This window comes from Bacillus sp. FJAT-53060 (genome assembly GCF_037104745.1).
GTDB lineage: Bacteria > Bacillota > Bacilli > Bacillales > Bacillaceae > Bacillus > Bacillus stratosphericus_B.
On sequence record NZ_JBAWSW010000004.1, the window covers coordinates 50,227 to 74,014 of the forward strand.

Genomic DNA, 23,788 nt, shown 5'->3' on the forward strand with positions numbered 1-23,788 from the left:
TAAAGCGGGCAATTGATCAAAGCCGATCTTCTGTAAAAAGGCTGATTGAAGAATCAACATTCTCTCCTAAAAAACTGAGCCCTTGAAGAGACTCAGTTTTCTTGATTGATAAAATCTGTTAACGCATCCATGGCTTCCTGTTCATCCGCGCCATCTGCTAGCAGTGTGACGGTGACCCCAGAGCTGATCGCAAGACTCATAAGCCCCATAATACTCTTCGCATTGACCTTTTTCCCATCTTTCTCTAAAAAAATATCCGCACCAAAGCGATTGGCTTCTTGAACGAACAAAGCAGCCGGTCGTGCCTGCAAACCTGTTTTCAACTGAATTGTGACCGTTTTTTCCACCATATCATCTGCCTCCTTTTTTGATTTCCCTATTTGAGTGTAACAGCTTGTCCATTTCGTAATTGTTCTGCAATTTGGTCTAGTTTTCTTAAGCGGTGGTTAATGCCTGATTTGCTGATCTTCCCGCTTTCCACCATTTCGCCAAGTTCCTTTAGCGTGACTTCTTGATAGTCAATTCGCAGTTTAGCAATTTCACGCAGCTTATCCGGCAGGGCATCCAGTCCAATTTTTTCATCAATGAATTGAATGTTCTCGACCTGACGCAGTGAGGCACCGATTGTTTTATTCAAGTTTGCTGTTTCACAATTGACAAGACGGTTAACCGAATTCCTCATATCACGGACGATTCTCACGTCTTCAAAGCGAAGCAATGAGTTATGAGCACCCACGACACTGAGAAATTCCGTAATTTTTTCAGCTTCTTTCATGTACGTAATATACCCTTTTTTGCGCTCAAGTGTTTTACTGTTAAGATGGAATTGATTCATTAGCTCACAAAGGGCATCATTATGTTCTTTATATAGTGAAAAAATCTCAAGGTGATAGGAGGATGTTTCTGGATTATTGACAGAACCTCCTGCTAAAAAGGCCCCTCTCATATAGGAGCGCTTGCAGCATCTTTTCTTCACAAGCTCTTCTGAAATATTACGCTCAAATACAAATTGTCCGCCTAATATTTTCAAATCCTCTAAAATGGTTTTCGCTCGTTCTACCAGTCTGACAATATACACATTATTCTTTTTTAACCTCATTTTTTTACGGACGAGCAGCTCGACTGTCACATCATACTTCTTTTTCAAAAGGGTATAAATACGTCTTGCAATAGCTGCGTTCTCTGTCTGTATATCTAAAATCAATTTCCGATTAGAGAAAGATAAAGAACCGTTCATACGGATGAGGGCAGAAAGCTCTGCTTTTGTGCAGCAGTCCTTCACGTCCAGATTAGTCAACTCTTTTTTTGTTTCTGATGCAAATGACATCCTTGCCACCCCCATTCCTATTTTTTCTGATGCAGCAGATCGACGAGCAGTGAGGCTACTTTCAGTGTGTCGTGACGTATCACATTCTGGTCATATGTAATGATTTCTCCAGGAATGACTTCCAGTCCCATTGCTTTGAGTACATCTGTGTCGAATTGTACAGGCTGTGCCTGTTCTTCTGCATATCTTGCTTTGATTTCTTCTGGAATTTCTTTATTGTTGACAAAAATGGTGTCAATAAATGACTGGTTCATATGATGGTTTAATGCCTGCACATGATCAGCTGCGCTATAGAAAAGCGTTTCCCCTGGCTGCGTCATGACATTGCAAATATATACTTTTTTCGCCTTTGAGCAAATGACTTCTTCTCCAATATGCGGTACAAGCAAATTGGGCAAAATACTCGTGTACAAGCTGCCAGGACCAATGACGATCAAATCAGCCTCACGAATGACTTGAATGGATTCTGGGAGCGGTTTAATGGTATTTGGTGTGAGGAAGACTCGTTTAATCCTTTCACCATAGGTTGGGATTTTCGATTCTCCTGTGACCACTTGCCCGTTTTCTAATTCTGCATGAAGTACAACACTTGAATTCGCTGCTGGCAATACTTTTCCTCTCACATTTAAGACCTTGCTCATTTCTGTGACGGCATGAAAAAAATCACCGGTTACATTTGTCATAGCCGCAAGAATGAGATTGCCGAGAGAGTGGCCTGTTAAGTCATTCCCTTTGTTAAAACGGTGCTGAAATAAATCTTCCACAAGCGGCTCAACATCAGAAAGGGCCGCGAGCACATTTCGAATATCACCGGGAGGCGGGATATTCAAATCATGGCGCAGTCTGCCTGAGCTGCCTCCATCATCAGCAACCGTCACAATGGCGGTAATGTCCACTGGTTTTGTTTTTAGCCCTCTCAGTAAAACAGATAAGCCAGTGCCTCCACCAAGAATGACAACCTTTGGTAGTGTCGTCATCTATTTTCGGCTTCTCTTTTCAATGTCCCGGTGAGTGACATGTGTGTAGTAATCGTTTTTAAAATACTCCGCTAAATAATTGGCTAGCGTCACTGATCGATGCTGGCCGCCCGTACAGCCAATGGCAATGACAAGCTGACTTTTTCCTTCTCGTTTATAGGATGGAAGCATAAAGCTGAGAAGATCAATTAATTTCTCCGTGAATTTTTGCGTTTCACTCCACTTCATTACATAGGAGCGCACTTCTTCATCATTTCCAGTCTGTGGACGCATGCTCTCAATATAGTAAGGATTCGGTAAGAATCTCACGTCAAAAACAAGATCAGCATCAATTGGCAAACCGTATTTAAAGCCAAATGACATCACGTTCACTGTAAACACTTGCCCTTGATTGGTCGCAAAGTGTGTGACAATCTTTTCTCGAAGCTGTTTTGGCTTCAGGTCCGATGTATCAAAAATCATTTGAGATCGGCCTTTCAACTCCTCTAACAGCTCACGCTCCATTGCAATCCCTTCGAGCGGGAGACCTGTTGTCGCAAGGGGATGCGAACGTCTCGTTTCTTTGTATCTTGAGACAAGCACCTTATCGTTTGAATCTAAAAATAGAATCCTTGGTGTGATCCAGCCGATATCACTCATTTCATCTAAGGCAGCAATTAAGCTATCAAAGAATTCGCGTCCGCGCAAATCCATCACAAGGGCAACCTTGCTCATCTTTGAATTTGATTCCTTCATGAGCTCCAGAAACTTCGGTAAAAGTGATGGTGGTAAGTTATCCACACAGAAATAGCCTAAGTCTTCAAAGCTTTGAATGGCAACGGTTTTCCCCGCACCTGACATCCCTGTAATAATCACAAGCTGAATATCATCTTGTTTGTACGTATTCATGCCTGCTCCCTCTCCTTCTTTATGAAAACGGTTGATTTATTAGTCTCCTTGAGGATCTAACCGATAAGAAATCAGCTCAAAATCTGGTGTATACGTAAAAGTGCCGTGGAGAAGTCCTTTCCCTTTTAGCATGAAATCAAGAATATGGGAATCTCCAGGAGCAATTGGCAAACTAGGCACATCCTTTACGTCATGCCATTTTAAAATGCCTTCCTCCGACTCTGACACGTTTTTCCCCGTAAAGGAATCTGCCATAAAGGTGAACATCATCCACTCTTGGATGATTTGATCCCCTTCTTTTATGATAAAAGTAAAAACACCTTTTAGCTGCGGATTTAAAAGATAAATGCCTGTTTCTTCTCTATACTCTCGAATGACTGAATCCTTAACCGATTCCCCGCTTTCCATTTTTCCACCAGGTGCTACCCACCAGCCGCGTCTTGGCTTTTGTAGCAAGAGAACTTGATCTTCGTGATGCAGCACACAATTGGTTACTCGTTGCATCAGCTGTCACCTACTCTTTTATGTCTTTTTCTTATTATACAGGTTCATACTAACTCCCACAATGAACATGCCCGTTGTTCACTGAAAACGGACAGGGTTTCATCTGAATCATGTGACGTCCCGTTTCTCTATTCTTTAATTTTACAACATCTAACGGTTTACCATGCATCATTTGTGAACATCTCGTGAATTTCTGATTTTAAGCAAAAAAAGGCACGGATTCACATCCGTGCCACACATGTATTCCTTATAAAAGGGGGTCAATTACTAGTTATATCATAACGGATAATTGTTTCACCCGTGTTACATTCCAGTTAAAAGCCCGTGACGCTATATTAAGGATTTAAGACATCTGTTTATTTCATTGCTTTTAGCTTTTCAGCAAGCTCTTCTACATAATGTTGTGCGCTCTGTGCTGCAATGCTTCCGTCACCTGTTGCTGTGACAATTTGGCGAAGTGTTTTTTCCCGAATGTCGCCAGCTGCGAAAATGCCTTCAACTCTTGTTTCCATTCTTTCGTTTGTCTCGATATAGCCTTCTTCATTTGTAATCCCTAGATTTTCAAATGGTTTAGACAGTGGCAGCATACCAATGTAGATAAAGACGCCGTCTGTTTTGAAATCTTCTTCTTCACCTGTCACAGTATCAATTAATGTCACACTACCGACTTTCCCGTTTTCTTCATTGATCTGTTTAACGGTTTTGTTCCACATGAAGTTGATTTTTTCATTTTCAAAGGCACGTGCTTGTAAGATGCTCTGGGCACGGAGTTTATCACGTCTATGGACAATCGTTACCTTTGAAGCAAAGCGTGTGAGGTAGACACCTTCTTCTACCGCAGAGTCTCCGCCGCCAACGACCACAAGCTCTTTGTTTTTAAAGAAGGCACCATCACACACTGCACAGTAAGAAACGCCGCGTCCGCCAAGTTCTTTTTCACCTGGTGCACCGATTTTTTTGTATTCAGCCCCTGCCGCAATAATGACAGAGCGGCCTTTGTATTCTTTTGCACCGGCTTTGACGATTTTGTATTCTTCACCGTCAACAATTTCTTTAATATCACCATACGCATACTCCGCACCGAACTTCTTCGCATGCTCAAACATTTTATTTGAAAGTTCCGGCCCTAGGATGCTTTCAAAGCCAGGATAGTTCTCGACATCTTCCGTATTCGCCATTTGTCCGCCTGGAATTCCTCTTTCAATCATCAGTGTTGAAAGATTTCCCCGTGATGTATAAACAGCGGCTGTCATTCCGGCAGGACCCGCTCCGATGATGATCGTATCGTAGATTTTTTCTTCTGACACAACTGTCACTCCCTCTTCAATTGCTGCTAGCATTTCTTATTAGAATGCCCTTGGGTGATGCTTCCATTCATAACAGAGAGCATCAATTCCATTCATAGCTTTTATTCCTTACCCATATCCTATTAAATCTGCGGATAATAAGCGAATCATTTGCTCATATCTTCAAAAAAAGAAAAAGCTCCCTTAAACTGCTGTTTAAGGAAGCCTGTTTACGTATATAAAAAGTAGTGACTATTCGACGACTCTTCTAACAACGCCTTTGAATGCTTTTTTCCAGTATACATTACTCATAGAGTCAACTGAAACACCGCGAGAGCTGTTATCGTTCAAGAATGTACCATTTCCTAAGTAAATCCCTACATGTCCATTTACTTTATACGTATCAAAGAACACAAGGTCTCCGCGCTTCATGTCAGATGCACTTACAGCTCTTCCTTTACCTACAAGCGTATCTGTTGATGTACCGCCAACTGGTCCAAGGTTGATACCTGCTGATGCGAATGCCCAGCGAACGAATGAAGAACAGTCAAAAAGACGTGCGTCAATATCGGCTTGTGATCTGCCGCCGCCCCATTTATATGGAGATTTTCCAACAATGCTAGAACCTGTGCTGATCGCACCTTCGATTCCGCCTACGTTACTGCTGACAGGTGATCCACCGCCAGAAGATGGCTTCTGGCTTGGTGAACTGCTGTTGTTGTGATTAGATGATCCACTGTTATTTGAAGACGAACCGCTATCGTTATTTGAGATGTTGTCTTCCGTTTGAACACTTGCTTGACGCTGCTGTTTTTGTACTTCTTTTGCTTTTGAAGCCGGTTCTTTTGCTTTTCGAGCCGGTTCTTTTGCTTCTTTTTCAGCTTGTTTTTGTGAAGCAATTGTTGCGTCCTTTTCAGATGCAATGCTATCAGACTGACTGTTTAACTCGCTGATTTCAGAAGTAGCAGTTCCTTTTTGCTTTTTCACTTGCTTGAATAGCTTGTCTTTTTCATCAAGCTGTTTATTCAAGTCCGTTTGAAGTGTTTCAAGCTTGGAAAGCGTCTTTTGAACATTTTCAAGTTTTGTGTTTAATTCGTTTTCAGACTTTTGAAGCTCAGCTTTGTCTCTTTCTTGCTCTTTAATGATTTCGCTGTCTGCATTGATTAGTGTAGATACTGCACCTGCACGGCTAATGAAATCACTAAAGCTTTTTGCTCCTAGTAATACATCTATGTATTTTGTAGAACCGCCGTTTTCCTGAAGCGCACGTACACGATTTTTCAAGAATTCGTTTCTTTCTTCAATACGTTTTTCTGTATCAGCAATTTCCTTTTTTAGTGCTTTGATTTCTTTTTTTGTTTTTTCATTTTCTTTTTGTTTTTCTTCGATTTGATCACTTGTTTTTAAGGCTTTCTCATCAATTTCCTTTAGTTTTAGTGCAAGCGCCTCTTGTTTTGCTTCAAGCTTTGAAAGCTCTTCTTTTTTCTTTTGAAGGTTGGTGTTGACCTCAAATCGCTTGCTATCTAGTTCTTGTTTCTTTTGTTCAAAGTCTTGTGCATTTGCTTCATGAGTAAGTGGAATAAATAAACCGCTCGCTCCGATCACCGAAGCTAAACCGAAAGTAATAAACTTTTTCACGAATGGTTCCTCCTTTGACAATTTCCCAAGCGACATTAGAAAGCAGCAAATTCTCTGCTACTATCTGTGATCTCTATGATCTTTCTTCCTGATTTAATAGTCAGATGTTGATCAGATGGTTTCTATCACCTAGTGTTTCATTATGTTTAGTAAAATATCTAAATATATGTCTTTGTTTTAATCCACGAGTTTCATTATACATGACACATCGACAAAATGAGCTAATATTTTTATTACATTTATGTTTCAAATACATGTCGTCTTTGTCATACTTCGGCAAATCCTTGCAAATCCCATCTTTTTGTCCAAGAAAAAAGCATGACCTTTTCGGCCATGCTACATCTGAATCTATTTACCTATTTAATCGATGAACGTACAAATGACATTCTCATATTTAGACAGCGTCTGAACGCTGATCTGAAAAGAGGCTGCCACTTCTTTTTTTGTGACATTTGATTCTTCTTGTTCATTCATCCATAGATAATAAGAAGCTGCTGCCCATGCAGGAGCATTTCTCTTGTCTATGCCTGAAGCGCGTGCCTGCTGAATGATATGGAATAACCAAAAATATGGCATGTGGCTATCGGGCTGCACGGCTTCTTCCAAAGCGGAAGCCGCCTGTTTTGCGAATACTGCATCTTCTGAAAATGACCGTTCTTCCATTTGACCTTCATATAGAAGCAGCTCAATGAATTGCTGTTCAAAGGCTGTTTTTGCTGCGCGTGCATCAAAGACAGATTGTAGTACGTCACGTTCACCCTTTTGTTTGCTGAAATAGTATGCAGTGAGCCGTTCCTCAATTGAGACCATTGGCTCAGATTCCTCTGGTTTGTCCTGCCACGGCTTGATCTCATCTGCATCTATATCTTCCTCTACCATCTTATCCCAAACGGTTTGTGCCAACGTTTTGTGGCCCGTCTGATAGGCTGCACTTGCAAGCCAGTATAAAAACGTACTATCTCCCTGGAAGCCTGTTTTATACAAAGAATAGAGCCATTTAAAGGCCCATTCAAACTCTCCAACTAGGGCAAATGTCGCACCAAGCTTATAACGCTGTTCACTTAATATTGGATACACGTGCATTAATTGCTTCGCTAACACTTCGACCTTCTCTTCTTCTTTTTCATAATAAAAGAAGACAAGCTGGTTACAAAGGGCATGCAGATTACCGGGATTTTCATGAAGGACCCGGTTCAACATCTCTTTCGCCTGATGGATTTGACCAGAATAAAAATAGGCCAAAGCGAGATTATTATACGCTGACCAAAATTCTGGATACTCAACAATCATCTGTTCAAGCGTGCCAATGGCTTCATCAAGCCTGCCGCTTTCTAACAAATGGTTGGCTTGATCTTGCTTTACAATCAGGTCATCCTGATCATAAGGAAAATCTTCGTCCTCTTCATCACTCATATCGAGCAAATCGAGCAGCTCATCATTTTCATTCACAAATTCTCCATCCTCTTCCAAAGCTGCATAGGCAGTGGCTGACTTATATGCCTCTTGGAACAGTCCGAGATTTGCATAATTATTGGCTTTAAAATAGTGACACTCTGACATGTTCTCATCCACATGTTCAAGGATGAAATCAAGCAGTTCATTTGATTGTTGATAATGACCCATTTCAGTATAAATAATGGCAAGCTGTGAAAGCATTTCTACATTTTCAGGTTCAAGTACAATGGCCCGCTGTATCAGCTTACTCGCCCTTGGGAAATTTCTCTCTCTATATGCTTTTAGACCTTTATGAAAAAAGTAATGCCCATCTTGCAATAGCTGGACGACTTGTGTGTGATTATTTTGAGAAGTGTATTTACTCACCGATACCCTCCATTTCGAACAGTGTACCGTGTGTAGTATAACATACTTCACCAGTCTTCACATAGAACAAAAGAAAAGGAAGGATTTGTTTTTCATTCACCTTGATGACGCCTTTTCAATACCTTTAACACTTCATCAAGCGGCAATTGCTGTTCACGTAATAACACAAGAAGGTGATACAGGAGATCGGCTGTTTCCCATTTCAATTCTTCCTGATCACGATTCTTCCCTGCAATAATGACCTCCGAAGCTTCTTCTCCCACCTTTTTCAGGATTTTATCAACCCCTTTTTCAAAAAGATAGGTTGTATAAGCCCCTTCATCCATTTCTGCCTGACGCTTTGCAATGACCTGTTCAAGTTCATTTAAAATAGCAAAACGATGGTTTTCGCTTTGATCCTTCACGCCTTCTTCTGAAAAACAGCTATAGCTTCCAGTATGGCATGCTGGACCACTAGGTGTCACGAGTAGAAGCAAAGCGTCCTTGTCGCAGTCGTAGCGAATGGATGTCACTTGCTGGGTATGTCCAGATGTTGCCCCCTTGTGCCAAAGCTCGTTTCTCGAACGGCTAAAAAACCAAGTCTCTCCTGTTTCCAATGTTTTTTCATAGGATGCTTGATTCATATACGCAAGCGTTAGTACTTCCTTACTCTGAGCATCCTGTACAATCGCAGGAATCAGGCCTGCCTCATTAAAGGTCAATTCGTTTGCCTGTTTCATCTTACCTTCACCCCGTGTTCTCTCAAGTATGTCTTCACCTCTTGAATGGAAGTTTCTTTATAATGGAAAATGGAGGCTGCTAATGCGGCATCAGCTTCTCCCTTGGTAAAGGCCTCAAGTATGTGCTGCGCATTGCCTGCACCACCAGAGGCAATGACTGGTACTGTCACTGTTTCTGACACAAGCTTCGTCAGACGATGGTCAAAGCCTGTTTTCTCACCATCGGCATCCATGCTTGTCAGCAGGATCTCCCCTGCTCCTCTCAGCACCGCTTCTTTCGCCCAGTCGCTCACTTCTATCTCTGTTTGACGGCGTCCTCCGTGTGTATAGACCATGTATGCTTTTTTCTCTTCATTGTATTTCGCATCTATAGCGACAACAATGCATTGAGAACCAAAAAAATCGGCTCCTTCTGAAATCAGCTCTGGCCTTAAAACAGCCGCCGTGTTCACAGATACCTTATCTGCACCCACTCTTAATATACGCTTCATGTCATCAAGATCGTTAATCCCGCCACCTACCGTAAATGGTATGGCAAGAGTGGACGCAACTTGTTTGACCACATCCACCATTGTTTTCCGTCCTTCATGGGAGGCTGATATGTCGAGAAAGACGAGTTCATCCGCACCTTCTTCATCATAGATATGCGCTAATTCTACCGGATCACCAGCATCCTTTAAGCCCAAGAATTTCACACCTTTGACAACACGCCCTTCCTTCACATCGAGACACGGGATGATTCGTTTTGTCATCATATGGTGTTCCGCCCCTCAAACGCTTCCGCTAAAGTAAATTGCTTTGTGTACAGCGCTTTGCCAATGATCGCTCCAGAAACCCCTACATGTTTTTGCGCTGACAGTTTTTGAATATCAGCTAAGGCGCTGACACCCCCTGAAGCGATGACTTGTTTGCCGGTCGCTTCTGCTAATCGGACCGTACTATCCACATTGGGACCTGAGAGCATGCCATCCATTTGAATATCAGTGAAAATAAAGACCTCTGCACCTTCCTTTGCCAATTCCTTGCCGAGTTCCTCAGCCTTTACTTTGGACGTTTCAAGCCAGCCTTCTGTCGATACAAAGCCATTTCGTGCATCAATTCCAATCGCTATTTTCTCATGATATTGTGCCAGCATTTTTTTCACAAAGGCTGGGTTAGATACAGCAGAGCTGCCAAGGATGACTCTAGATACGCCATTGTTTAAATAAAATTCAACGTCTTCCTCTGTCCGAATGCCGCCACCGATTTGTACATTTACATCTAGGGATGAAGCAATCGCCAGCACATGCTCGTGATTCACGCGTTTTCCAGCTTTTGCGCCATCTAAATCAACGAGATGAATCCACTTTGCTCCTTCCTTTGCAAACCGCACGGCCATGTCTAGCGGCGAATCTCCATAAATAGTTTCTTGATCATAATCTCCTTGCACAAGGCGTACACATTTGCCATTTCTCATATCAATCGCTGGATATAATATAAATTCACTCATTTGTTCACCCTCTGTTCGTTTGATAATTGAATAAACTGTTTGAGCAGTGCCATTCCCGTTGTACTGCTTTTTTCAGGGTGAAACTGTGCCCCAAGCACATTTCCGTTCCCGACAACTGCTGGTACTTGTACGCCATAGGTAGCACTTGCTAATTGCTCTTGTGGATTCATGTCACTCACATAATAAGAGTGAACAAAGTAAGCAAACCCTTCCGGCACACCGTCAAATAATGGGGACGACTGGTGAAATGTAAGCTCGTTCCAGCCCATATGAGGCACTTTCAGCCTTTGTCCGTCCTGATCACGATCCTTTAAAAGAACGACACGACCTTGTAACAGGCCCAATCCTTTTGTTATCCCTGCCTCTTCACTTTCTTCAAATAAAAGCTGCATCCCAAGGCAAATGCCAAATAACAGCTTTCCATCCTGAACGACTTGGTGGATAAACGCCTCAAGTCTTGACTGTCTTAACAGCTGCATCCCATCACGAAATGAACCTACACCCGGTAAAATATAAGCATCTGCCTTTTTGAGCTCCTCCACTTCAGAGGACACGATATAAGGGGTGCCTGCACGTTCCAGTGCTTTTGATACACTAAACAAATTTCCCATTCCGTAATCAATGACTCCGATCATTAGAGCATCCCCTTTGTAGACGGAATCCCTTTCACACGTGGATCAATGGTTGTTGCTTCGTCTAGGGCACGTGCCATTGCTTTAAAAATTGCTTCAATTATATGGTGAGTATTGGTTCCGTAGTGAACGATCACATGAAGGTTCATACGTGCTTCAAGGGCAAATTTCCAAAGAAACTCATGAATGAGCTCTGTATCAAAGGTGCCGACCTTTTGACTTGGGAGTGCCGCTCTCATTTCCAAATGAGGACGATTGCTTAAGTCGACCACCACCTGGGCCAACGTTTCATCCATTGGAACAAAGCTAGATCCGTACCGCTTAATTCCTTTTTTATCACCAAGCGCTTCCTTAAACATTTGGCCAAGTACGATGCCGATATCTTCTGTTGTGTGGTGATCATCGACATCTGTATCTCCTTTCGCATCTAAGGTCAAATTAAAGTGTCCGTGTTTCGTAAACAAATCAAGCATATGCGTCATAAAAGGGACATCAGTTTGAATATTGGCTTTTCCTTCTCCATCAATCTCTAGCGCTATCGAAATATTCGTTTCATTTGTTTGTCTCGCTGTTTCCGCCTGTCTCATTTTGATTCCTCCCCCTTTCTCGCTTCAATCGACCTTGCATGCGCTTCAAGCCCTTCTAATCTTGCAAAAGCTGCAATGCTTTCCCTATGTGTATCAAAAGCTTCTTTGCTATATGAAATGATGCTCGTTTTCTTTTGGAAATCACTGACGCCCAGCGGACTAGAAAATCTAGCTGTTCCGTTTGTTGGCAGCACATGATTCGGTCCTGCGAAGTAATCTCCCACCGGCTCTGGACTATAACGTCCTAAGAAAATCGCCCCGGCATGCTTGATTTGACCAAGAAGTGATTCTGGATAAACCGTCAGTACTTCTAAGTGCTCTGGCGCTAACTGGTTCACGACATCTATTGCACGAGCCATTGATTCTGTCACGTAAATACGGCCATGATCTTGTATGGATTGTGCTGCGATTGATTTTCTTGGCAAAGTGTCCATCTGCGCTTGCACCTCGGCCTGGACTTTCTCAGCAAGCGCCTTGGACGGAGTGACTAATATACTCGAGGCTAATGCGTCATGTTCTGCCTGTGAAAGTAAATCTGACGCAACCTCATGGGCAAGTGCCGTTTCGTCTGCTAGGACAGCAATTTCACTTGGGCCAGCAATCATATCAATGTCTACCTGACCAAATACTTCCCGCTTTGCAAGTGCCACATAAATGTTTCCTGGACCTGTGATTTTATCAACTGGCTGGATATTGTCAGTTCCATATGTAAGTGCCGCAATCGCTTGCGCACCGCCCATTTTATACATTTTTGAAATACCTAGCTCCTTAGAGGCAACCAGTACAGCGTCAGACAGACGGCCATCTGTCCCAGGTGGTGTCACAAGGACAATTCGTTCAACGCCAGCGACAAGTGCCGGAATCACATTCATTAAAACAGATGAAGGGTAGGCAGCTGTTCCGCCTGGGACATAAACACCGACCGCATCAAGCGGCGTCACTTTTTGTCCGAGCATCGATCCGTCCGGTTGGTGATAAAACCAAGAGGATGTCAGTTGACGCTCATGGTATGTTTGAATATGACGTATAGCTGTTTGGATAACCTGGATCATCGCTGGGTCCAAGCGTTCGTAGGCCTTTGCGATTTCATCTTCTGTGACAAGCGGATCTTCAATGGACACACCATCAAATTGCTTCGTAAAAGACCGTACGGCCTCATCACCATTTTTTCTCACCTCTTGTATTATGCGCTGAACAACCTGACGTTGCTCTTCAGTTCCTGTATCTAAAGAGCGCTTGAGTGAGAGATTATCTGTCTCACCTTCTTGTATGTAGATGACGTTCATGATGATTCCTCCCTTTCTCCTTCAATGATACTTGCAAGACGCTGGGCCATTTCATCGATCACCGTATCCTTCATCCGGTAGCTCACTGGATTGACAATAAAACGTGACGTAATGTCACAAATATGCTCAGTTTCCACAAGTCCATTTTCCTTTAACGTTTGACCTGTGGAGACAATATCAACAATACGATCGGCAAGACCGATGAGCGGTGCCAATTCAATGGAGCCATTCAGCTTGATAATCTCTACCTGCTCACCTTGCTCTCTAAAATAGGACGAGGCTACATTTGGATACTTCGTTGCCACACGCGGCGCGACACCCACCCAACTGGCTTCTGGTAATCCAGCTACAGCTAAATGACATTTGCTGATGTGTAAATCAAGTACTTCGTACACATCACGTGCTTCTTCGAGCATGACATCCTTCCCTGCAATGCCCACATCCGCCACACCGTACTCTACATAGGTCGTCACATCCTTTGGCTTAGCTAAAATAAAGCGGAGGTTTTCTTCCGGTACATCAATAATTAATTTTCTTGAATCCTCGAATTCCTCCGGCAGATGATACCCCGCCTGTCTTAACAGCCCTGCTGCTTCCTCAAATATCCGGCCCTTTGGCATTGCCATCGTCAACACTTTACCCATCTTGCTCTTCCTTTCTTGCACCGATAAAATAAGTCACTTGATCAAACGCTTTGGTCATCGCATCAATATTTTCAATTCCCGCTAAGTCTTGCAGAACAATCTTTTTGCCTTTTGACCGCTCTTTTTTTGCAAAAGCAAATGCTTCTAGTCTTTGTTCTTTACTAAAAATCACTGCCTCCTGCGGCTTATTGATTTCTTTTGCATCTAATGCCTCCAAAAGGCGGTCTAATCGAAGACCGAACCCTGTAGCTGGTGCGGGTGCATCAAAATGAGAAAGCAATTGATCATATCTTCCTCCCCTCCCGATGAAAGACCCAACATGATCTGCAAATACTTCAAACAAAATCCCCGTGTAGTAGCTCATATGACTCACCATGCTTAAATCTAAACGGATATATTCTGTACAGCCGTAATCTTGAAGTGTCTCCCAAAGTGCCTTTAACTCAGCGAGTACCTCTTTCCCCTCTTGTGAGATCACAATGTCCTCTGCCTGCTGTGTAACTTCCTGGCCGCCGCGTAAATCCAAAAGCTGTAACAGCCTCATTTTATCGATAGATGAGAGCGGTAATTGCTTTACATGCTGTCTGTATCCTACATAATTCTTTTCATATAAAAATCTCCGCAGAACGTTCGCACGCTCTGTATTTCCTAGTACATCTAAAAACAACGTCTCTGCCAAAGCGACATGCCCGATCGCTATCTTGAAGAATTGGAGACCGGCATTTTTTAACGCAAACACGACAAGCGCGATGACTTCAGCGTCTGCACTAATCGAACCATCACCAATCAATTCAATCCCGACCTGTTCAAATTCTGATGGTCTCCCGCCTTCTCTTTCCTGCGCCCGAAACACATTGGCTGCATAACCAACCCGAAGTGGATACGCCTGCTCGTGAAGCTTTGAAGCCGCGACTCTCGCAATTGGCCCCGTCATATCAGGTCGAAGCACCAAGGTTTGACCGTTTTGATCAAGGAGCTTAAATAGCTGAATATCTGTAATCGCCGATTGAACACCGACTGTATCGTAAAATTCAAGCGTTGGCGTCTCCATCAAACGGTAACCCCAACCATTCATAACCTTTGTTAATGAATGTCTCACTTTTTTCTTTGTCTCATACAGGCCTGGTAATGAATCCCGCATACCATATGGTTTCTCAAACATCAACATGTTCTCCCGCACCTCCAACACATTCAAACGAAAAATTCTGAATCCTTTAGTTCGCTAATATGATAATATGCTAACAAAATAAAGTGGTTAAATCAATCATTTTATTTTCTTCCCTCTTTTCGTTAAATTCAAATATCACATTAAATTGACACCTGAACCTTTTCCTTATGTTCGATGAAGGAACGTGCTATAATACTTAAAAATATTGAATACCTCAGGAGATTACAGTGAAAATCATCCAGACATTAACCTTAACTTTTTTGTGCGCATGTCTTGTTTACTTTGGCTTTATTTACGTTTCACAAATCGATCAAGCCAAGAAAACAGCTTCTTCACATGAAGCGGCAGAAGAAACACGATCAACGAAAAACACAGATTCCTCACATACTTCTTTAAAAGGAAGCAAAAAAGCCATGGATGTCATCCTCTACAATCAAATGGATGAACCAAGGCTTTATAATGGATGCGAAGTCACGAGCTTAGCGATGTTGCTTCATTACAGCGGCTATGAGCAAGTCACAAAAAACGCATTGGCAAATGAAATCAAACGTGTTCCACTAAATTACGAAAATGGCTTAAAAGGAGACCCTCATGATGGGTTTGTGGGGGATATGGAGAATGGACCGGGTCTTGGTGTGTACCATGAACCCATTTATCAACTTGCGAAAAAGTATGCAGGTGATCAAGTCGTAGACTTAACTGGAAAGCCTGTCAAAAAGGCCATTTATCAATCACTTGAAAAAGGCTATCCTGTATGGGTGATCACAACATCCACCTTTGAGAAAACAGATAACATCGATACGTGGAATACACCAAATGGACATGTAGATGTGAGCTTTAAAATGCATAGTGTAGTCATTACAGGCTATGACGATAAGCACGTTTACTTGAATAACCCATACGGAGAAAAGAATGAGCGAGTGGATCGTGACCAGTTTGAGGATTCTTGGAAACAGATGGGCAGTCAAGCGATAATCATTAAAGCATAAAACCCCGCTCTCCAGCGGGGTTCTCCTTATTTTGCTTCCGATACAACGGTAAACCGTTCGCCAACATAGGAAGCCTGCTCAATTTCATCGACAAGCGCAATGGCATAGTCCGATTCTGACATAAAGCTGTCACCCTTTGAATTGACAATGAGATGGTCTTCTTTCCTTTTACATAAGAACCTGTACGTTCGCACGCAGGATCAACAAATGCAGTTGGACTGAGGAATGTCCATTTTAACCCTTCAGTCTTTTGAAAATCCTTTAGGTTTTCCCCTTGCTATGAAGCAGTAGCGAAAGTATTCCTTTGGGTACTAGGGTGTGGTTGTTTTATCTACAAATCAACTGCCTGCATCGCCTACAATGATTAAACGAGTGTCTGGTGTCTCTTTCAAGATATCAATGAGCTTTTCCCAGCTTCTACATGAAGATACTCTTTTCCAGCAGGTGCACCAAATGCATTCACAATGACATCAAAACCTTTGACGTCTTCTGCCTCAAAGTGAAACACATCCTTCTCTAAAACGGCTACTCCAATTTTGATGTTAACTCCTCCTACAATATCGTTTATTTTTTATAAAAAATTGAGTAGATTATCCAATTTTTTTGATTAAGACCTGCGTTAGTTCACTTAATTTGATCTCAGCAAGCACTTGCTCCATCGCACTTTGTGCGTGGCACAAAATTAATTCTAGCACAGCTTGAATATTTGCACCGATTGGACAGTCAGGATTCGGGCAATCATGGATTTGAAATAATTCTCCCTCATCCACCACTTCAACCGCTTTATACACATCGAGCAGTGTCATGTCATCTTCACTACAGTTCAACTGAGAACCGCCTTTGCCAAGACTTGTTGAAATTAGGCCTGCTTTTTTTAATTTACTCATAATACGGCGAATGACCACTGGGTTTGTATTCACACTTCCTGCGATAACCTCCGATGTCTGTAATGATCCTTTTTCAAGTGATAGTAAGGCCAGAATATGGACAGCGACAGTAAATCTGCTGCTGATTTTCATGTTTTCTCACCTCTATTGTAATCATTATGGTTACAACATGTTAAAATGTCAACCAAAAAGTCTGCCGAGCTACTCAGCAGACGGAGATTGACGTGCGTCCATTTCTTCTTTTGTATATATTATATGCATTGGATTTCCTCCAACAAAGGAGCCTGCTGGGACATCCTTATGAACAAGCGTACCCGCAGATACGATCGCACCATCACCAATCGTCACACCAGGCAGAATGGTTGAGTTTGCTCCAATTAAGACTTCATTTCCAATATAGACTTCCCCAAGCCTGTACTCTTTAATCAAATACTCATGGGACAAGATGGTTGTATTATAGCCAATCACACTATTTCGACCGACAATGATTTTTTCAGGAAACATCAGATCTACCATAACCATTAAGGCAAATGCCGTATCCTCCCCAACTTTTATGCGAAGAAAGGTTCGATAAATCCAGTTTTTCATTCCCATAAAGGGCATATACCGTGCTATTTGTATAAAGATAAAGTTTTTCACAACCTTCATAAAAGGGACCGTCCGATAGACTTGTCTAAGCGAATTGACCCCCTTTACAGGATAACGATCTGTTTTTCTCAACTTAATCAGCTCCAACAATTGCTAAAAGATCACTCATTTTCTTCAGCATGAAATCAGGGCGATGCTTTAAAAGGGACTTTTCTCCCTTAATGGACCAAGCAACACCTGCCGTTTTTGTCCCTGCCGCTTGTCCTGACAAAATGTCGTGATAATTATCGCCGACCATTACCGCTTCATGTGGATCACTGTCAAGCTTGGATAATGCTAGCTGTACTGGTTCTGGATGTGGCTTCTCATTTTGTACATCATCAAGTGTCACAATGACCTCAAAGAATGGCTCTAAACTTGTCAGCTTCAATCCCATTAAGACCGTATCACGTATCTTCGTTGTGACAATTCCGAGCTTAAACCCTCGATCCTGCAGCACTTTTAATGTATCTAAAACTGTCTCATATTCAGTGACGAGCAAATCATGCTGTTCATGATTAAACGTTCGATACATCTGAATCATGTCATCCGTCAGATCGGAATTCATCGCAGAAAATGTATCTAAAAGCGATGGACCAATGAATTGAAGGATATCCTCACGGCTGTACTGACCAGGGTAATAATGGTCCAGCGTATGCTGAAATGAAGCAATAATTAATTCGTTTGTATTGATTAACGTGCCATCTAAATCAAATAGCACTGTGTTAATGGTTGATTCGTTCATATGGCTTCCTTTCTACAGCTGCTTGTTCCCGCTTCCTCCAAATATAGCTAATGGCAGCTGTCAATAAAATAGCAGACATCAGGCGAATGACAAGAAGCGGCCAAACTGGAATGCCCAATGGAATAAAAATCAGTGTATCTTCGACCACAGCATGACAAGCGACAAGAAAAATGAAGGCCAAGGTTAAATCCTTTTTACTCACGCCATCCTCTTCCACTGCCTTCATCATCACACCTGCTCCGTAGGCTAGACCAATGGTTAAACCTGCCACCATCGTCATAGACGTATTTTCTTTCATTCCAAGCATTCTAGTAAAAGGAGACAGCCACTTTGACAGAGTATGCAACCACCCTAAATCTCTCATGAATTGAATAATAATCATGAGAGGGATGACAATACAAGCCAGCTGGAGCACACCGAGAACAGCTTTCTGTAAAGCAAAAAGAACGATCATGTACCAACTTGAAGGCACATCAGCCGTCTGAGCTGCCGTAAGCAATCCATATTGCGCCGCCCCCTCGCCTCCCTGCCAAACGAGATGAATGACAATAGCTGAAACAACGGCAAGACTGATTCTGACTAACAAAATGACAGACACCCTCAGCCCAACCTTTGCTGCCACTGTCGATTCTATGATCAGGTTGTGACAAAAGGATAGCATGACCGCTAAAATGAATACTTCCTTCACAGGAAGTTCTAATGTCAAGATGGCTGCAATACCCGCATACAAGTTCAGCATATTTCCTAATACAAGCGGAATGGCCGCTTCCCCTGAAAGCCCAAACAACCCCATAAATGGACGAATGAATTGTATGATCCAATCCATTACAGGCGTATGCTGCAAGATGCTGACAAGAATAGTAACTGGAAAAATGACTTTTCCAAGTGTCCAAGTCGTCGATAGTCCCGCTTTCAAGCCGTTTTTCCATGTTCCCCCCATCTTATCCCTCCTGCATTAATTTGACGAATTATTTTCTTTGTACGGAATAGATGCGTAGCCTTTAATTCTTCTAAATACAATCAACAAAACGGCCACTGCAGATAACGCGATCGAGATTATTTGTGCGATTCGAAGATGCTCTGTCAGCATTAAGCTGTCCGTTCTCATTCCTTCAATGAAAAAACGGCCAATTGAATACCAGATTAAATAAGACAAAAAGATTTCGCCTCTGCGCAGCGATGTTCTGCGTAATAAAATTAACATCACAACGCCGGCAAGATTCCATAATGATTCGTATAAGAACGTTGGGTGATAATAGGTACCATCAATATACATTTGATTAATGATAAACTCAGGAAGGTGCAAATTTTCTAAAAAGGCTCTTGAAACAGCTTCCCCATGCGCTTCCTGATTAATAAAGTTTCCCCAGCGCCCGATAGCCTGCCCTAGTAAAATACTAGGAGCTGCCACATCGGCGATTTTCCAAAAGGACACCTTTCTCACTCTTGTAAATACGATGGCTGTCAGCACTGCGCCTATCAACCCTCCGTGTATCGCAATCCCGCCATTCCAAATCTTAATGATTTCATTTGGATGCTGCTGATAGTAGTCCCATTCAAAGGACACATAATAAATTCGTGCACAAATAATCGCTATTGGAATGGCAAATAAGATTAAGTCAATAAACGTATCTTTATTGATTCCTCTTTTTTCACATTCCCTTAGTGCAAGCCAAAGTCCAAGCAAGGCTCCGACTCCTATGATCACACCATACCAATGAACCGAAATAGGCCCGAGCTGAAAAGCAATCGGATCAATTGGTTGAATTGCTTCGTTCATATAGACAACTCCTATTCATCCTAGCCATTATCTTTAATGACATCGGCAAGTTTACTTGTAAATTGTTCAGCTGCATTATGTCCCATTCGTTTCAACCTGAAGTTCATCGAAGCCACCTCAATGATGACCGCTAAATTTCGTCCTGGACGTACAGGGATAGTCAGCTTCGGTACATCTGTATCAATGATCCGCATTTTCTCTTCTTCAAGTCCTAAACGATCATACTGCTTGCCTTGTTCCCAAAGCTCAAGGTTCATCACAATCGTAATTCTCTTAAAGCTTCTGACTGCGCCTGCTCCAAATAAGGTCATCACGTTAATAATCCCTAATCCGCGGATTTCTAAAAGGTGCTCGATCAGCTCTGGTGCGCTTCCAACTAGCGTATCCTGATCCTCTTGGCGAATTTCCACGCAATCATCTGCAACCAGTCTGTGACCCCTCTTCACTAGTTCTAAGGCTGTTTCACTTTTGCCTACTCCGCTTTTCCCAATTAACAAAACACCAACACCATATACATCTACGAGCACGCCATGAATGGCTGTCGTTGGTGCGAGCTTACTTTCTAAAAAGTTCGTTAATCGACTCGAAAGTCTTGTTGTTTTCAAGCTTGATCGTAAAACAGGCACACCATTTTCATTTGATGCTTCAATTAATTCCTTCGGCACTTCGCGATCTCGTGACAAAATAATGGCAGGAGTAATATCTGTACAAAGAGACATCATTCTCTGCTTTCGTTCACGTTCGGGGAGTTGTTCAAAAAAAGAAAGCTCTGTTTTCCCTAAAAGCTGAACTCTTTCTTTTGGGTAATATGTAAAATATCCAGCCATTTCAATACCTGGTCTGGATAGATCACTAATTGTAATGGGACGATTAATCCCTTCTTCCCCACTTACCAGTTCAAGATGAAATTGTTCCATTATGTCCTTCGTACGAACTTTCGGCACCCTTTTCCCTCCTTTTATCACAGGCGTTTCAGAAATACAGCTCTATTTTATCACTTTCAATGATGAACCCAAAATAGTATTTTATCCTGATCCTGTTTCGCTCACCATCTGGTATAGACAACTATACTTAAAAAGGGTAAACTAAAACTACAGACAACGAATAAGGAGGCACAAATATGAGCAGCTCTTTATTGCTCTCCAATATTCATATTGTGACAAAGACAGAAATCATTGAACACGGTTTTGTCGGTTTACGCGATGGCAAGATCGACTATATTTCAACATCACCACCGACAGGAAATTATGAAAAAGTATATATTTCCCGGGAAAACTTTTATTTACTTCCTGGAATGATTGATATTCATATTCACGGGGGCTATGGTGCAGACATGATGGATGCGACACCAGAAGCCATGAATACACTTGCTGATAGCTTACCCTCAGAAGGAACGACAAGCTTTTTAGCCACAACCATTACAAAAAACCATCAAGAGATTGAGCAAGCACTTAAAAATATCGCCCGGTGGAAACAATATAATGCAGAGAAAGCAGGAAGTCAGGCACAATGTTTAGGGATTCATCTCGAAGGTCCATTTATTTCTAAGAAAAAGGCCGGGGCACAGCCTACTCAATGGATTCATCAGCCTGATCTCCCTCTTTTTGAAAAATGGCTCGATTCATCTGAACAACTCATTCAAATTGTCACGTTTGCACCTGAAGAAGACCCTGACTTCGCTTTTCTTTCACTTTTAAAAGAAAAGAACATAGTCCCTTCTATTGGACATACGAATGCTCATCATGACATGATTGAACTAGCATCAAAACACGGTGCACGCCATGTGACGCATCTATATAATGCGATGAGTTCGTTTCAGCATCGTGAGCCAAACGTTCTAGGTGCTGCTCTTACAAACGAAAACCTTCTAAGTGAGTTGATAACAGATGGTATTCATTCACATCCTCTATCCATTAAGCTGGCATATCTAGCAAAAGGAAGTGATCGGTTGATCATGATTACAGATTCAATGCGGGCAAAAGGACTAGGAGATGGAACATACGAATTTGGAGGGCAAACAGTCACAGTCAGCGGCGAAAAAGCATTACTTCCAGATGGTACACTCGCAGGATCTATCTTACGAATGAAAGATGGAGTCCAAAGGATAAAACAGATCACACATTGTGGATGGTCAGAGATCGCTAAGATGACCTCCACCAATGCTGCTAAACAGCTAGGACTTGATCACCAGCTCGGTTCGATCGAGGTTGGAAAACTGGCTGACTTGGTCATTTGGGATGAATCTGGAGAACTGATAATGACGATCTGCCGCGGACATATCGTCTTTGAAAAAAAGGAGGCCAACCACTAATGCACATCATTGAATTTAAAGATAAAGATCAATTAGGAAAAGAAGCTGCTACCCTCATTGCGCATACAATTGAATCCAAACAAGATGCAGTGCTCGGTCTAGCAACTGGTGGTACGCCTATCAATACCTACAAAGAATTAATTCGGCTTCATCAATCACAGCAGCTATCCTTTAAACAAACAAGAACAATCAATTTGGATGAATATGCAGGACTTGATCCAATGCATGAAAATAGCTATATGACATACATGAAGAGTCATTTATTTGATCATATTGATCTTCCTCATGATCAGTATTTCCTGCCAAATGGTTCTGCAACTAATTTAGAAGAAGAATGCTTCAGATATGATCAACTCATTCATGATTTAGGGGGCATCGACCTTCAGCTTCTTGGCATAGGACAAAATGGACATATCGGGTTTAACGAACCTGGCACCCCCTTCGACTCAAACACTCATGTTGTGCAATTAGATGAAAATACCCGTCAAGCCAACGCAAGATACTTTTCTTCTATTGATGAAGTACCTACACATGCCATTACAATGGGGATTGCAAGCATCATTTCAAGCAAAAAAATTCTCCTTCTTGCATCAGGAAAATCAAAAGCGAAAGTGATACAATATTTAGAACAGGCGGAGATTCACCCAGACTTCCCTGCATCTGCCCTGAAACTTCATCAAGATGTGACGATTTTCATTGATAGAGAAGCTGGTTCACTACGCTAAACACGAGAGGGTTTTCACATGTTTATTGATAAGCAGTCACCTATTCCGATGTACCATCAGATTATGGAGAACTTGAAAAAGCAGATTGAGGATGGAACATTATCACCTGATACACTCATTCCTTCTGAAAGAGAATATGCCGAACGCTTTGGTATTAGTCGAATGACTGTCAGACAAGCCTTATCGAACCTTGTAAACGAGGGGTATTTATATCGACAAAAAGGAAAAGGCACCTTTGTTAGCCGAAAAAAATTTGAACAGCCGCTTCAAGGCTTAACAAGCTTTACAGAAGATATGCGACAGCGCGGGCTCAAAGCTTCAAGCCATCTGATTGATTTCAAAAGAATCGCATGTCCAGAGCACTTACGACCAGCCTTACAGCTGTCAAACAGTGATACTGTATATGAACTGAAACGGATACGTCTTGCAAATGATGAACCAATGGCCATTGAAACAAGCTATATACCTGAAACATTTGCAGGAGACTTTACAAAGGCACATCTCACTGGCTCTTTATATGAATATATAGAAAACAACACAGGCCTTGCCATTGCTCACGCAAAGCAGGAGCTTGAAGCCACTGTTGCCTCAAAGGAAGAAGCACACCTGCTGTCCATTTCAACAGGTACTCCTGTACTATCGATTGCAAGAACGACTTATTTTCAAAACGATCTTCCGTTTGAGTTTGTTCTTTCAGTTTATAGAGGAGATCGTTACAAGCTCATTCATACAATGGAAAGGTAAACTGTGCTCCTGAA

26 protein-coding genes and 1 pseudogene are annotated in these 23,788 nt (G+C 42.2%); 4 read left to right on the top strand and 23 right to left on the bottom strand.

Annotation, left to right across the window (positions count from 1 at the left end):
• Positions 1-92: 92 nt before the first annotated feature.
• From WAX46_RS03245 to WAX46_RS03320, 16 genes are all read right to left on the bottom strand, one after another.
• Positions 93-350, bottom strand: a complete 258-nt coding sequence (locus tag WAX46_RS03245) for an HPr family phosphocarrier protein (RefSeq protein WP_336493347.1) — start codon at positions 348-350, stop codon at positions 93-95.
• Between the two features lie 26 nt (positions 351-376).
• Positions 377-1,327 carry a DNA-binding protein WhiA gene (whiA, locus tag WAX46_RS03250; RefSeq protein ID WP_226567218.1) on the bottom strand — a complete coding sequence of 317 codons (951 nt, stop codon included), beginning with the start codon at positions 1,325-1,327 and terminating at the stop codon, positions 377-379.
• 17 nt (positions 1,328-1,344) lie between these two features.
• On the bottom strand, positions 1,345-2,304 hold the full coding sequence (locus WAX46_RS03255; RefSeq protein ID WP_226567219.1) for a gluconeogenesis factor YvcK family protein: 960 nt from the start codon (positions 2,302-2,304) through the stop codon (positions 1,345-1,347).
• Positions 2,305-3,192 carry an RNase adapter RapZ gene (rapZ, locus tag WAX46_RS03260; RefSeq protein ID WP_226567220.1) on the bottom strand — a complete coding sequence of 296 codons (888 nt, stop codon included), beginning with the start codon at positions 3,190-3,192 and terminating at the stop codon, positions 2,305-2,307.
• Positions 3,193-3,231: 39 nt separating this feature from the next.
• Positions 3,232-3,696: an 8-oxo-dGTP diphosphatase gene (locus WAX46_RS03265; RefSeq protein ID WP_226567221.1), complete on the bottom strand. Its 465-nt coding sequence runs from the start codon at positions 3,694-3,696 to the stop codon at positions 3,232-3,234.
• 356 nt (positions 3,697-4,052) lie between these two features.
• Positions 4,053-5,003: a thioredoxin-disulfide reductase gene (gene trxB, locus WAX46_RS03270; protein WP_226567222.1), complete on the bottom strand. Its 951-nt coding sequence runs from the start codon at positions 5,001-5,003 to the stop codon at positions 4,053-4,055.
• A gap of 231 nt (positions 5,004-5,234) precedes the next feature.
• Complete coding sequence (locus tag WAX46_RS03275; protein WP_336493348.1) at positions 5,235-6,620, bottom strand: C40 family peptidase; 1,386 nt, start codon at positions 6,618-6,620, stop codon at positions 5,235-5,237.
• Between the two features lie 360 nt (positions 6,621-6,980).
• A complete protein-coding gene (locus WAX46_RS03280) occupies positions 6,981-8,441 on the bottom strand; it encodes a tetratricopeptide repeat protein (protein WP_336493349.1) in 1,461 nt (486 codons plus the stop codon).
• 92 nt (positions 8,442-8,533) lie between these two features.
• Entirely contained in the window at positions 8,534-9,160 is a 627-nt protein-coding gene (gene hisIE, locus WAX46_RS03285; protein WP_226567225.1) for a bifunctional phosphoribosyl-AMP cyclohydrolase/phosphoribosyl-ATP diphosphatase HisIE, read from the bottom strand.
• Positions 9,157-9,915: an imidazole glycerol phosphate synthase subunit HisF gene (gene hisF, locus WAX46_RS03290; protein ID WP_226567226.1), complete on the bottom strand. Its 759-nt coding sequence runs from the start codon at positions 9,913-9,915 to the stop codon at positions 9,157-9,159. Before hisF ends, hisIE begins: the two co-directional genes overlap by 4 nt.
• Positions 9,912-10,649: a 1-(5-phosphoribosyl)-5-[(5-phosphoribosylamino)methylideneamino]imidazole-4-carboxamide isomerase gene (gene hisA / locus WAX46_RS03295; protein ID WP_336493350.1), complete on the bottom strand. Its 738-nt coding sequence runs from the start codon at positions 10,647-10,649 to the stop codon at positions 9,912-9,914. Before hisA ends, hisF begins: the two co-directional genes overlap by 4 nt.
• A complete protein-coding gene (gene hisH / locus WAX46_RS03300) occupies positions 10,646-11,284 on the bottom strand; it encodes an imidazole glycerol phosphate synthase subunit HisH (RefSeq protein ID WP_226567228.1) in 639 nt (212 codons plus the stop codon). The genes hisA and hisH overlap by 4 nt, the downstream gene beginning before the upstream one ends.
• Positions 11,284-11,868 (bottom strand): imidazoleglycerol-phosphate dehydratase HisB, encoded by a 585-nt coding sequence (hisB, locus tag WAX46_RS03305; RefSeq protein ID WP_226567229.1) that lies wholly within the window; start codon positions 11,866-11,868, stop codon positions 11,284-11,286. The genes hisH and hisB overlap by 1 nt, the downstream gene beginning before the upstream one ends.
• A complete protein-coding gene (gene hisD / locus WAX46_RS03310) occupies positions 11,865-13,154 on the bottom strand; it encodes a histidinol dehydrogenase (RefSeq protein ID WP_226567230.1) in 1,290 nt (429 codons plus the stop codon). Before hisD ends, hisB begins: the two co-directional genes overlap by 4 nt.
• Positions 13,151-13,798 carry an ATP phosphoribosyltransferase gene (gene hisG, locus WAX46_RS03315; RefSeq protein WP_226567231.1) on the bottom strand — a complete coding sequence of 216 codons (648 nt, stop codon included), beginning with the start codon at positions 13,796-13,798 and terminating at the stop codon, positions 13,151-13,153. Before hisG ends, hisD begins: the two co-directional genes overlap by 4 nt.
• On the bottom strand, positions 13,791-14,966 hold the full coding sequence (locus WAX46_RS03320) for an ATP phosphoribosyltransferase regulatory subunit (RefSeq protein ID WP_226567232.1): 1,176 nt from the start codon (positions 14,964-14,966) through the stop codon (positions 13,791-13,793). Before WAX46_RS03320 ends, hisG begins: the two co-directional genes overlap by 8 nt.
• Before the next feature lie 227 nt (positions 14,967-15,193).
• On the opposite strand from WAX46_RS03320, the gene WAX46_RS03325 reads away from it, so the two are divergent.
• Positions 15,194-15,955 carry a C39 family peptidase gene (locus tag WAX46_RS03325; RefSeq protein ID WP_226567233.1) on the top strand — a complete coding sequence of 254 codons (762 nt, stop codon included), beginning with the start codon at positions 15,194-15,196 and terminating at the stop codon, positions 15,953-15,955.
• 26 nt (positions 15,956-15,981) lie between these two features.
• Here WAX46_RS03325 and WAX46_RS03330 read toward each other — a convergent pair.
• The 7 genes and pseudogenes from WAX46_RS03330 to hprK all read right to left on the bottom strand — a co-directional run.
• A pseudogene (locus WAX46_RS03330) lies at positions 15,982-16,484 on the bottom strand (NAD(P)-dependent oxidoreductase); the annotation flags it as partial.
• Between the two features lie 61 nt (positions 16,485-16,545).
• Positions 16,546-16,974, bottom strand: a complete 429-nt coding sequence (locus WAX46_RS03335; protein WP_226567234.1) for an Rrf2 family transcriptional regulator — start codon at positions 16,972-16,974, stop codon at positions 16,546-16,548.
• A 69-nt stretch (positions 16,975-17,043) separates the two neighbouring features.
• Positions 17,044-17,562, bottom strand: coding sequence for an acyltransferase (locus WAX46_RS03340; protein WP_226567235.1), 519 nt, complete (start codon positions 17,560-17,562; stop codon positions 17,044-17,046).
• A gap of 1 nt (position 17,563) precedes the next feature.
• Positions 17,564-18,214, bottom strand: coding sequence for a pyrophosphatase PpaX (ppaX, locus tag WAX46_RS03345; RefSeq protein WP_226567236.1), 651 nt, complete (start codon positions 18,212-18,214; stop codon positions 17,564-17,566).
• Positions 18,195-19,154: a nucleoside recognition domain-containing protein gene (locus WAX46_RS03350; RefSeq protein WP_226567237.1), complete on the bottom strand. Its 960-nt coding sequence runs from the start codon at positions 19,152-19,154 to the stop codon at positions 18,195-18,197. Before WAX46_RS03350 ends, ppaX begins: the two co-directional genes overlap by 20 nt.
• A gap of 15 nt (positions 19,155-19,169) precedes the next feature.
• The gene (gene lgt, locus WAX46_RS03355) at positions 19,170-19,994 is read right to left on the bottom strand and encodes a prolipoprotein diacylglyceryl transferase (protein WP_226567238.1); all 825 of its coding nucleotides are present in this window, start codon (positions 19,992-19,994) and stop codon (positions 19,170-19,172) included.
• 20 nt (positions 19,995-20,014) lie between these two features.
• A complete protein-coding gene (gene hprK / locus WAX46_RS03360) occupies positions 20,015-20,938 on the bottom strand; it encodes an HPr(Ser) kinase/phosphatase (protein ID WP_226567239.1) in 924 nt (307 codons plus the stop codon).
• Between the two features lie 176 nt (positions 20,939-21,114).
• Between hprK and nagA the strand changes: the two genes are divergently transcribed.
• From nagA to WAX46_RS03375, 3 genes are read left to right on the top strand one after another with little or no spacing between them, the layout of a single operon-like run.
• Positions 21,115-22,305 carry an N-acetylglucosamine-6-phosphate deacetylase gene (gene nagA, locus WAX46_RS03365; RefSeq protein ID WP_336493351.1) on the top strand — a complete coding sequence of 397 codons (1,191 nt, stop codon included), beginning with the start codon at positions 21,115-21,117 and terminating at the stop codon, positions 22,303-22,305.
• Positions 22,305-23,030 carry a glucosamine-6-phosphate deaminase gene (nagB, locus tag WAX46_RS03370; protein ID WP_226567241.1) on the top strand — a complete coding sequence of 242 codons (726 nt, stop codon included), beginning with the start codon at positions 22,305-22,307 and terminating at the stop codon, positions 23,028-23,030. The genes nagA and nagB overlap by 1 nt, the downstream gene beginning before the upstream one ends.
• A gap of 18 nt (positions 23,031-23,048) precedes the next feature.
• Complete coding sequence (locus WAX46_RS03375) at positions 23,049-23,774, top strand: GntR family transcriptional regulator (RefSeq protein ID WP_336493352.1); 726 nt, start codon at positions 23,049-23,051, stop codon at positions 23,772-23,774.
• Positions 23,775-23,788: the final 14 nt, after the last annotated feature.

Bases quoted from the DNA above. Each gene is read 5' to 3' on its own strand.
- WAX46_RS03245 (WP_336493347.1), bottom strand. From the start codon at position 350: ATGGTGGAAAAAACGGTCACAATTCAGTTGAAAACAGGTTTGCAGGCA.
- whiA (WP_226567218.1), bottom strand. From the start codon at position 1,327: ATGTCATTTGCATCAGAAACAAAAAAAGAGTTGACTAATCTGGACGTG.
- WAX46_RS03255 (WP_226567219.1), bottom strand. From the start codon at position 2,304: ATGACGACACTACCAAAGGTTGTCATTCTTGGTGGAGGCACTGGCTTA.
- rapZ (WP_226567220.1), bottom strand. From the start codon at position 3,192: ATGAATACGTACAAACAAGATGATATTCAGCTTGTGATTATTACAGGG.
- WAX46_RS03265 (WP_226567221.1), bottom strand. From the start codon at position 3,696: ATGCAACGAGTAACCAATTGTGTGCTGCATCACGAAGATCAAGTTCTC.
- hisIE (WP_226567225.1), bottom strand. From the start codon at position 9,160: ATGAAACAGGCAAACGAATTGACCTTTAATGAGGCAGGCCTGATTCCT.
- hisF (WP_226567226.1), bottom strand. From the start codon at position 9,915: ATGATGACAAAACGAATCATCCCGTGTCTCGATGTGAAGGAAGGGCGT.
- hisA (WP_336493350.1), bottom strand. From the start codon at position 10,649: ATGAGTGAATTTATATTATATCCAGCGATTGATATGAGAAATGGCAAA.
- hisH (WP_226567228.1), bottom strand. From the start codon at position 11,284: ATGATCGGAGTCATTGATTACGGAATGGGAAATTTGTTTAGTGTATCA.
- hisB (WP_226567229.1), bottom strand. From the start codon at position 11,868: ATGAGACAGGCGGAAACAGCGAGACAAACAAATGAAACGAATATTTCG.
- hisD (WP_226567230.1), bottom strand. From the start codon at position 13,154: ATGAACGTCATCTACATACAAGAAGGTGAGACAGATAATCTCTCACTC.
- hisG (WP_226567231.1), bottom strand. From the start codon at position 13,798: ATGGGTAAAGTGTTGACGATGGCAATGCCAAAGGGCCGGATATTTGAG.
- WAX46_RS03320 (WP_226567232.1), bottom strand. From the start codon at position 14,966: ATGTTGATGTTTGAGAAACCATATGGTATGCGGGATTCATTACCAGGC.
- WAX46_RS03335 (WP_226567234.1), bottom strand. From the start codon at position 16,974: ATGAAAATCAGCAGCAGATTTACTGTCGCTGTCCATATTCTGGCCTTA.
- ppaX (WP_226567236.1), bottom strand. From the start codon at position 18,214: ATGAACGAATCAACCATTAACACAGTGCTATTTGATTTAGATGGCACG.
- WAX46_RS03350 (WP_226567237.1), bottom strand. From the start codon at position 19,154: ATGGGGGGAACATGGAAAAACGGCTTGAAAGCGGGACTATCGACGACT.
- lgt (WP_226567238.1), bottom strand. From the start codon at position 19,994: ATGAACGAAGCAATTCAACCAATTGATCCGATTGCTTTTCAGCTCGGG.
- nagA (WP_336493351.1), top strand. From the start codon at position 21,115: ATGAGCAGCTCTTTATTGCTCTCCAATATTCATATTGTGACAAAGACA.
- nagB (WP_226567241.1), top strand. From the start codon at position 22,305: ATGCACATCATTGAATTTAAAGATAAAGATCAATTAGGAAAAGAAGCT.
- WAX46_RS03375 (WP_336493352.1), top strand. From the start codon at position 23,049: ATGTTTATTGATAAGCAGTCACCTATTCCGATGTACCATCAGATTATG.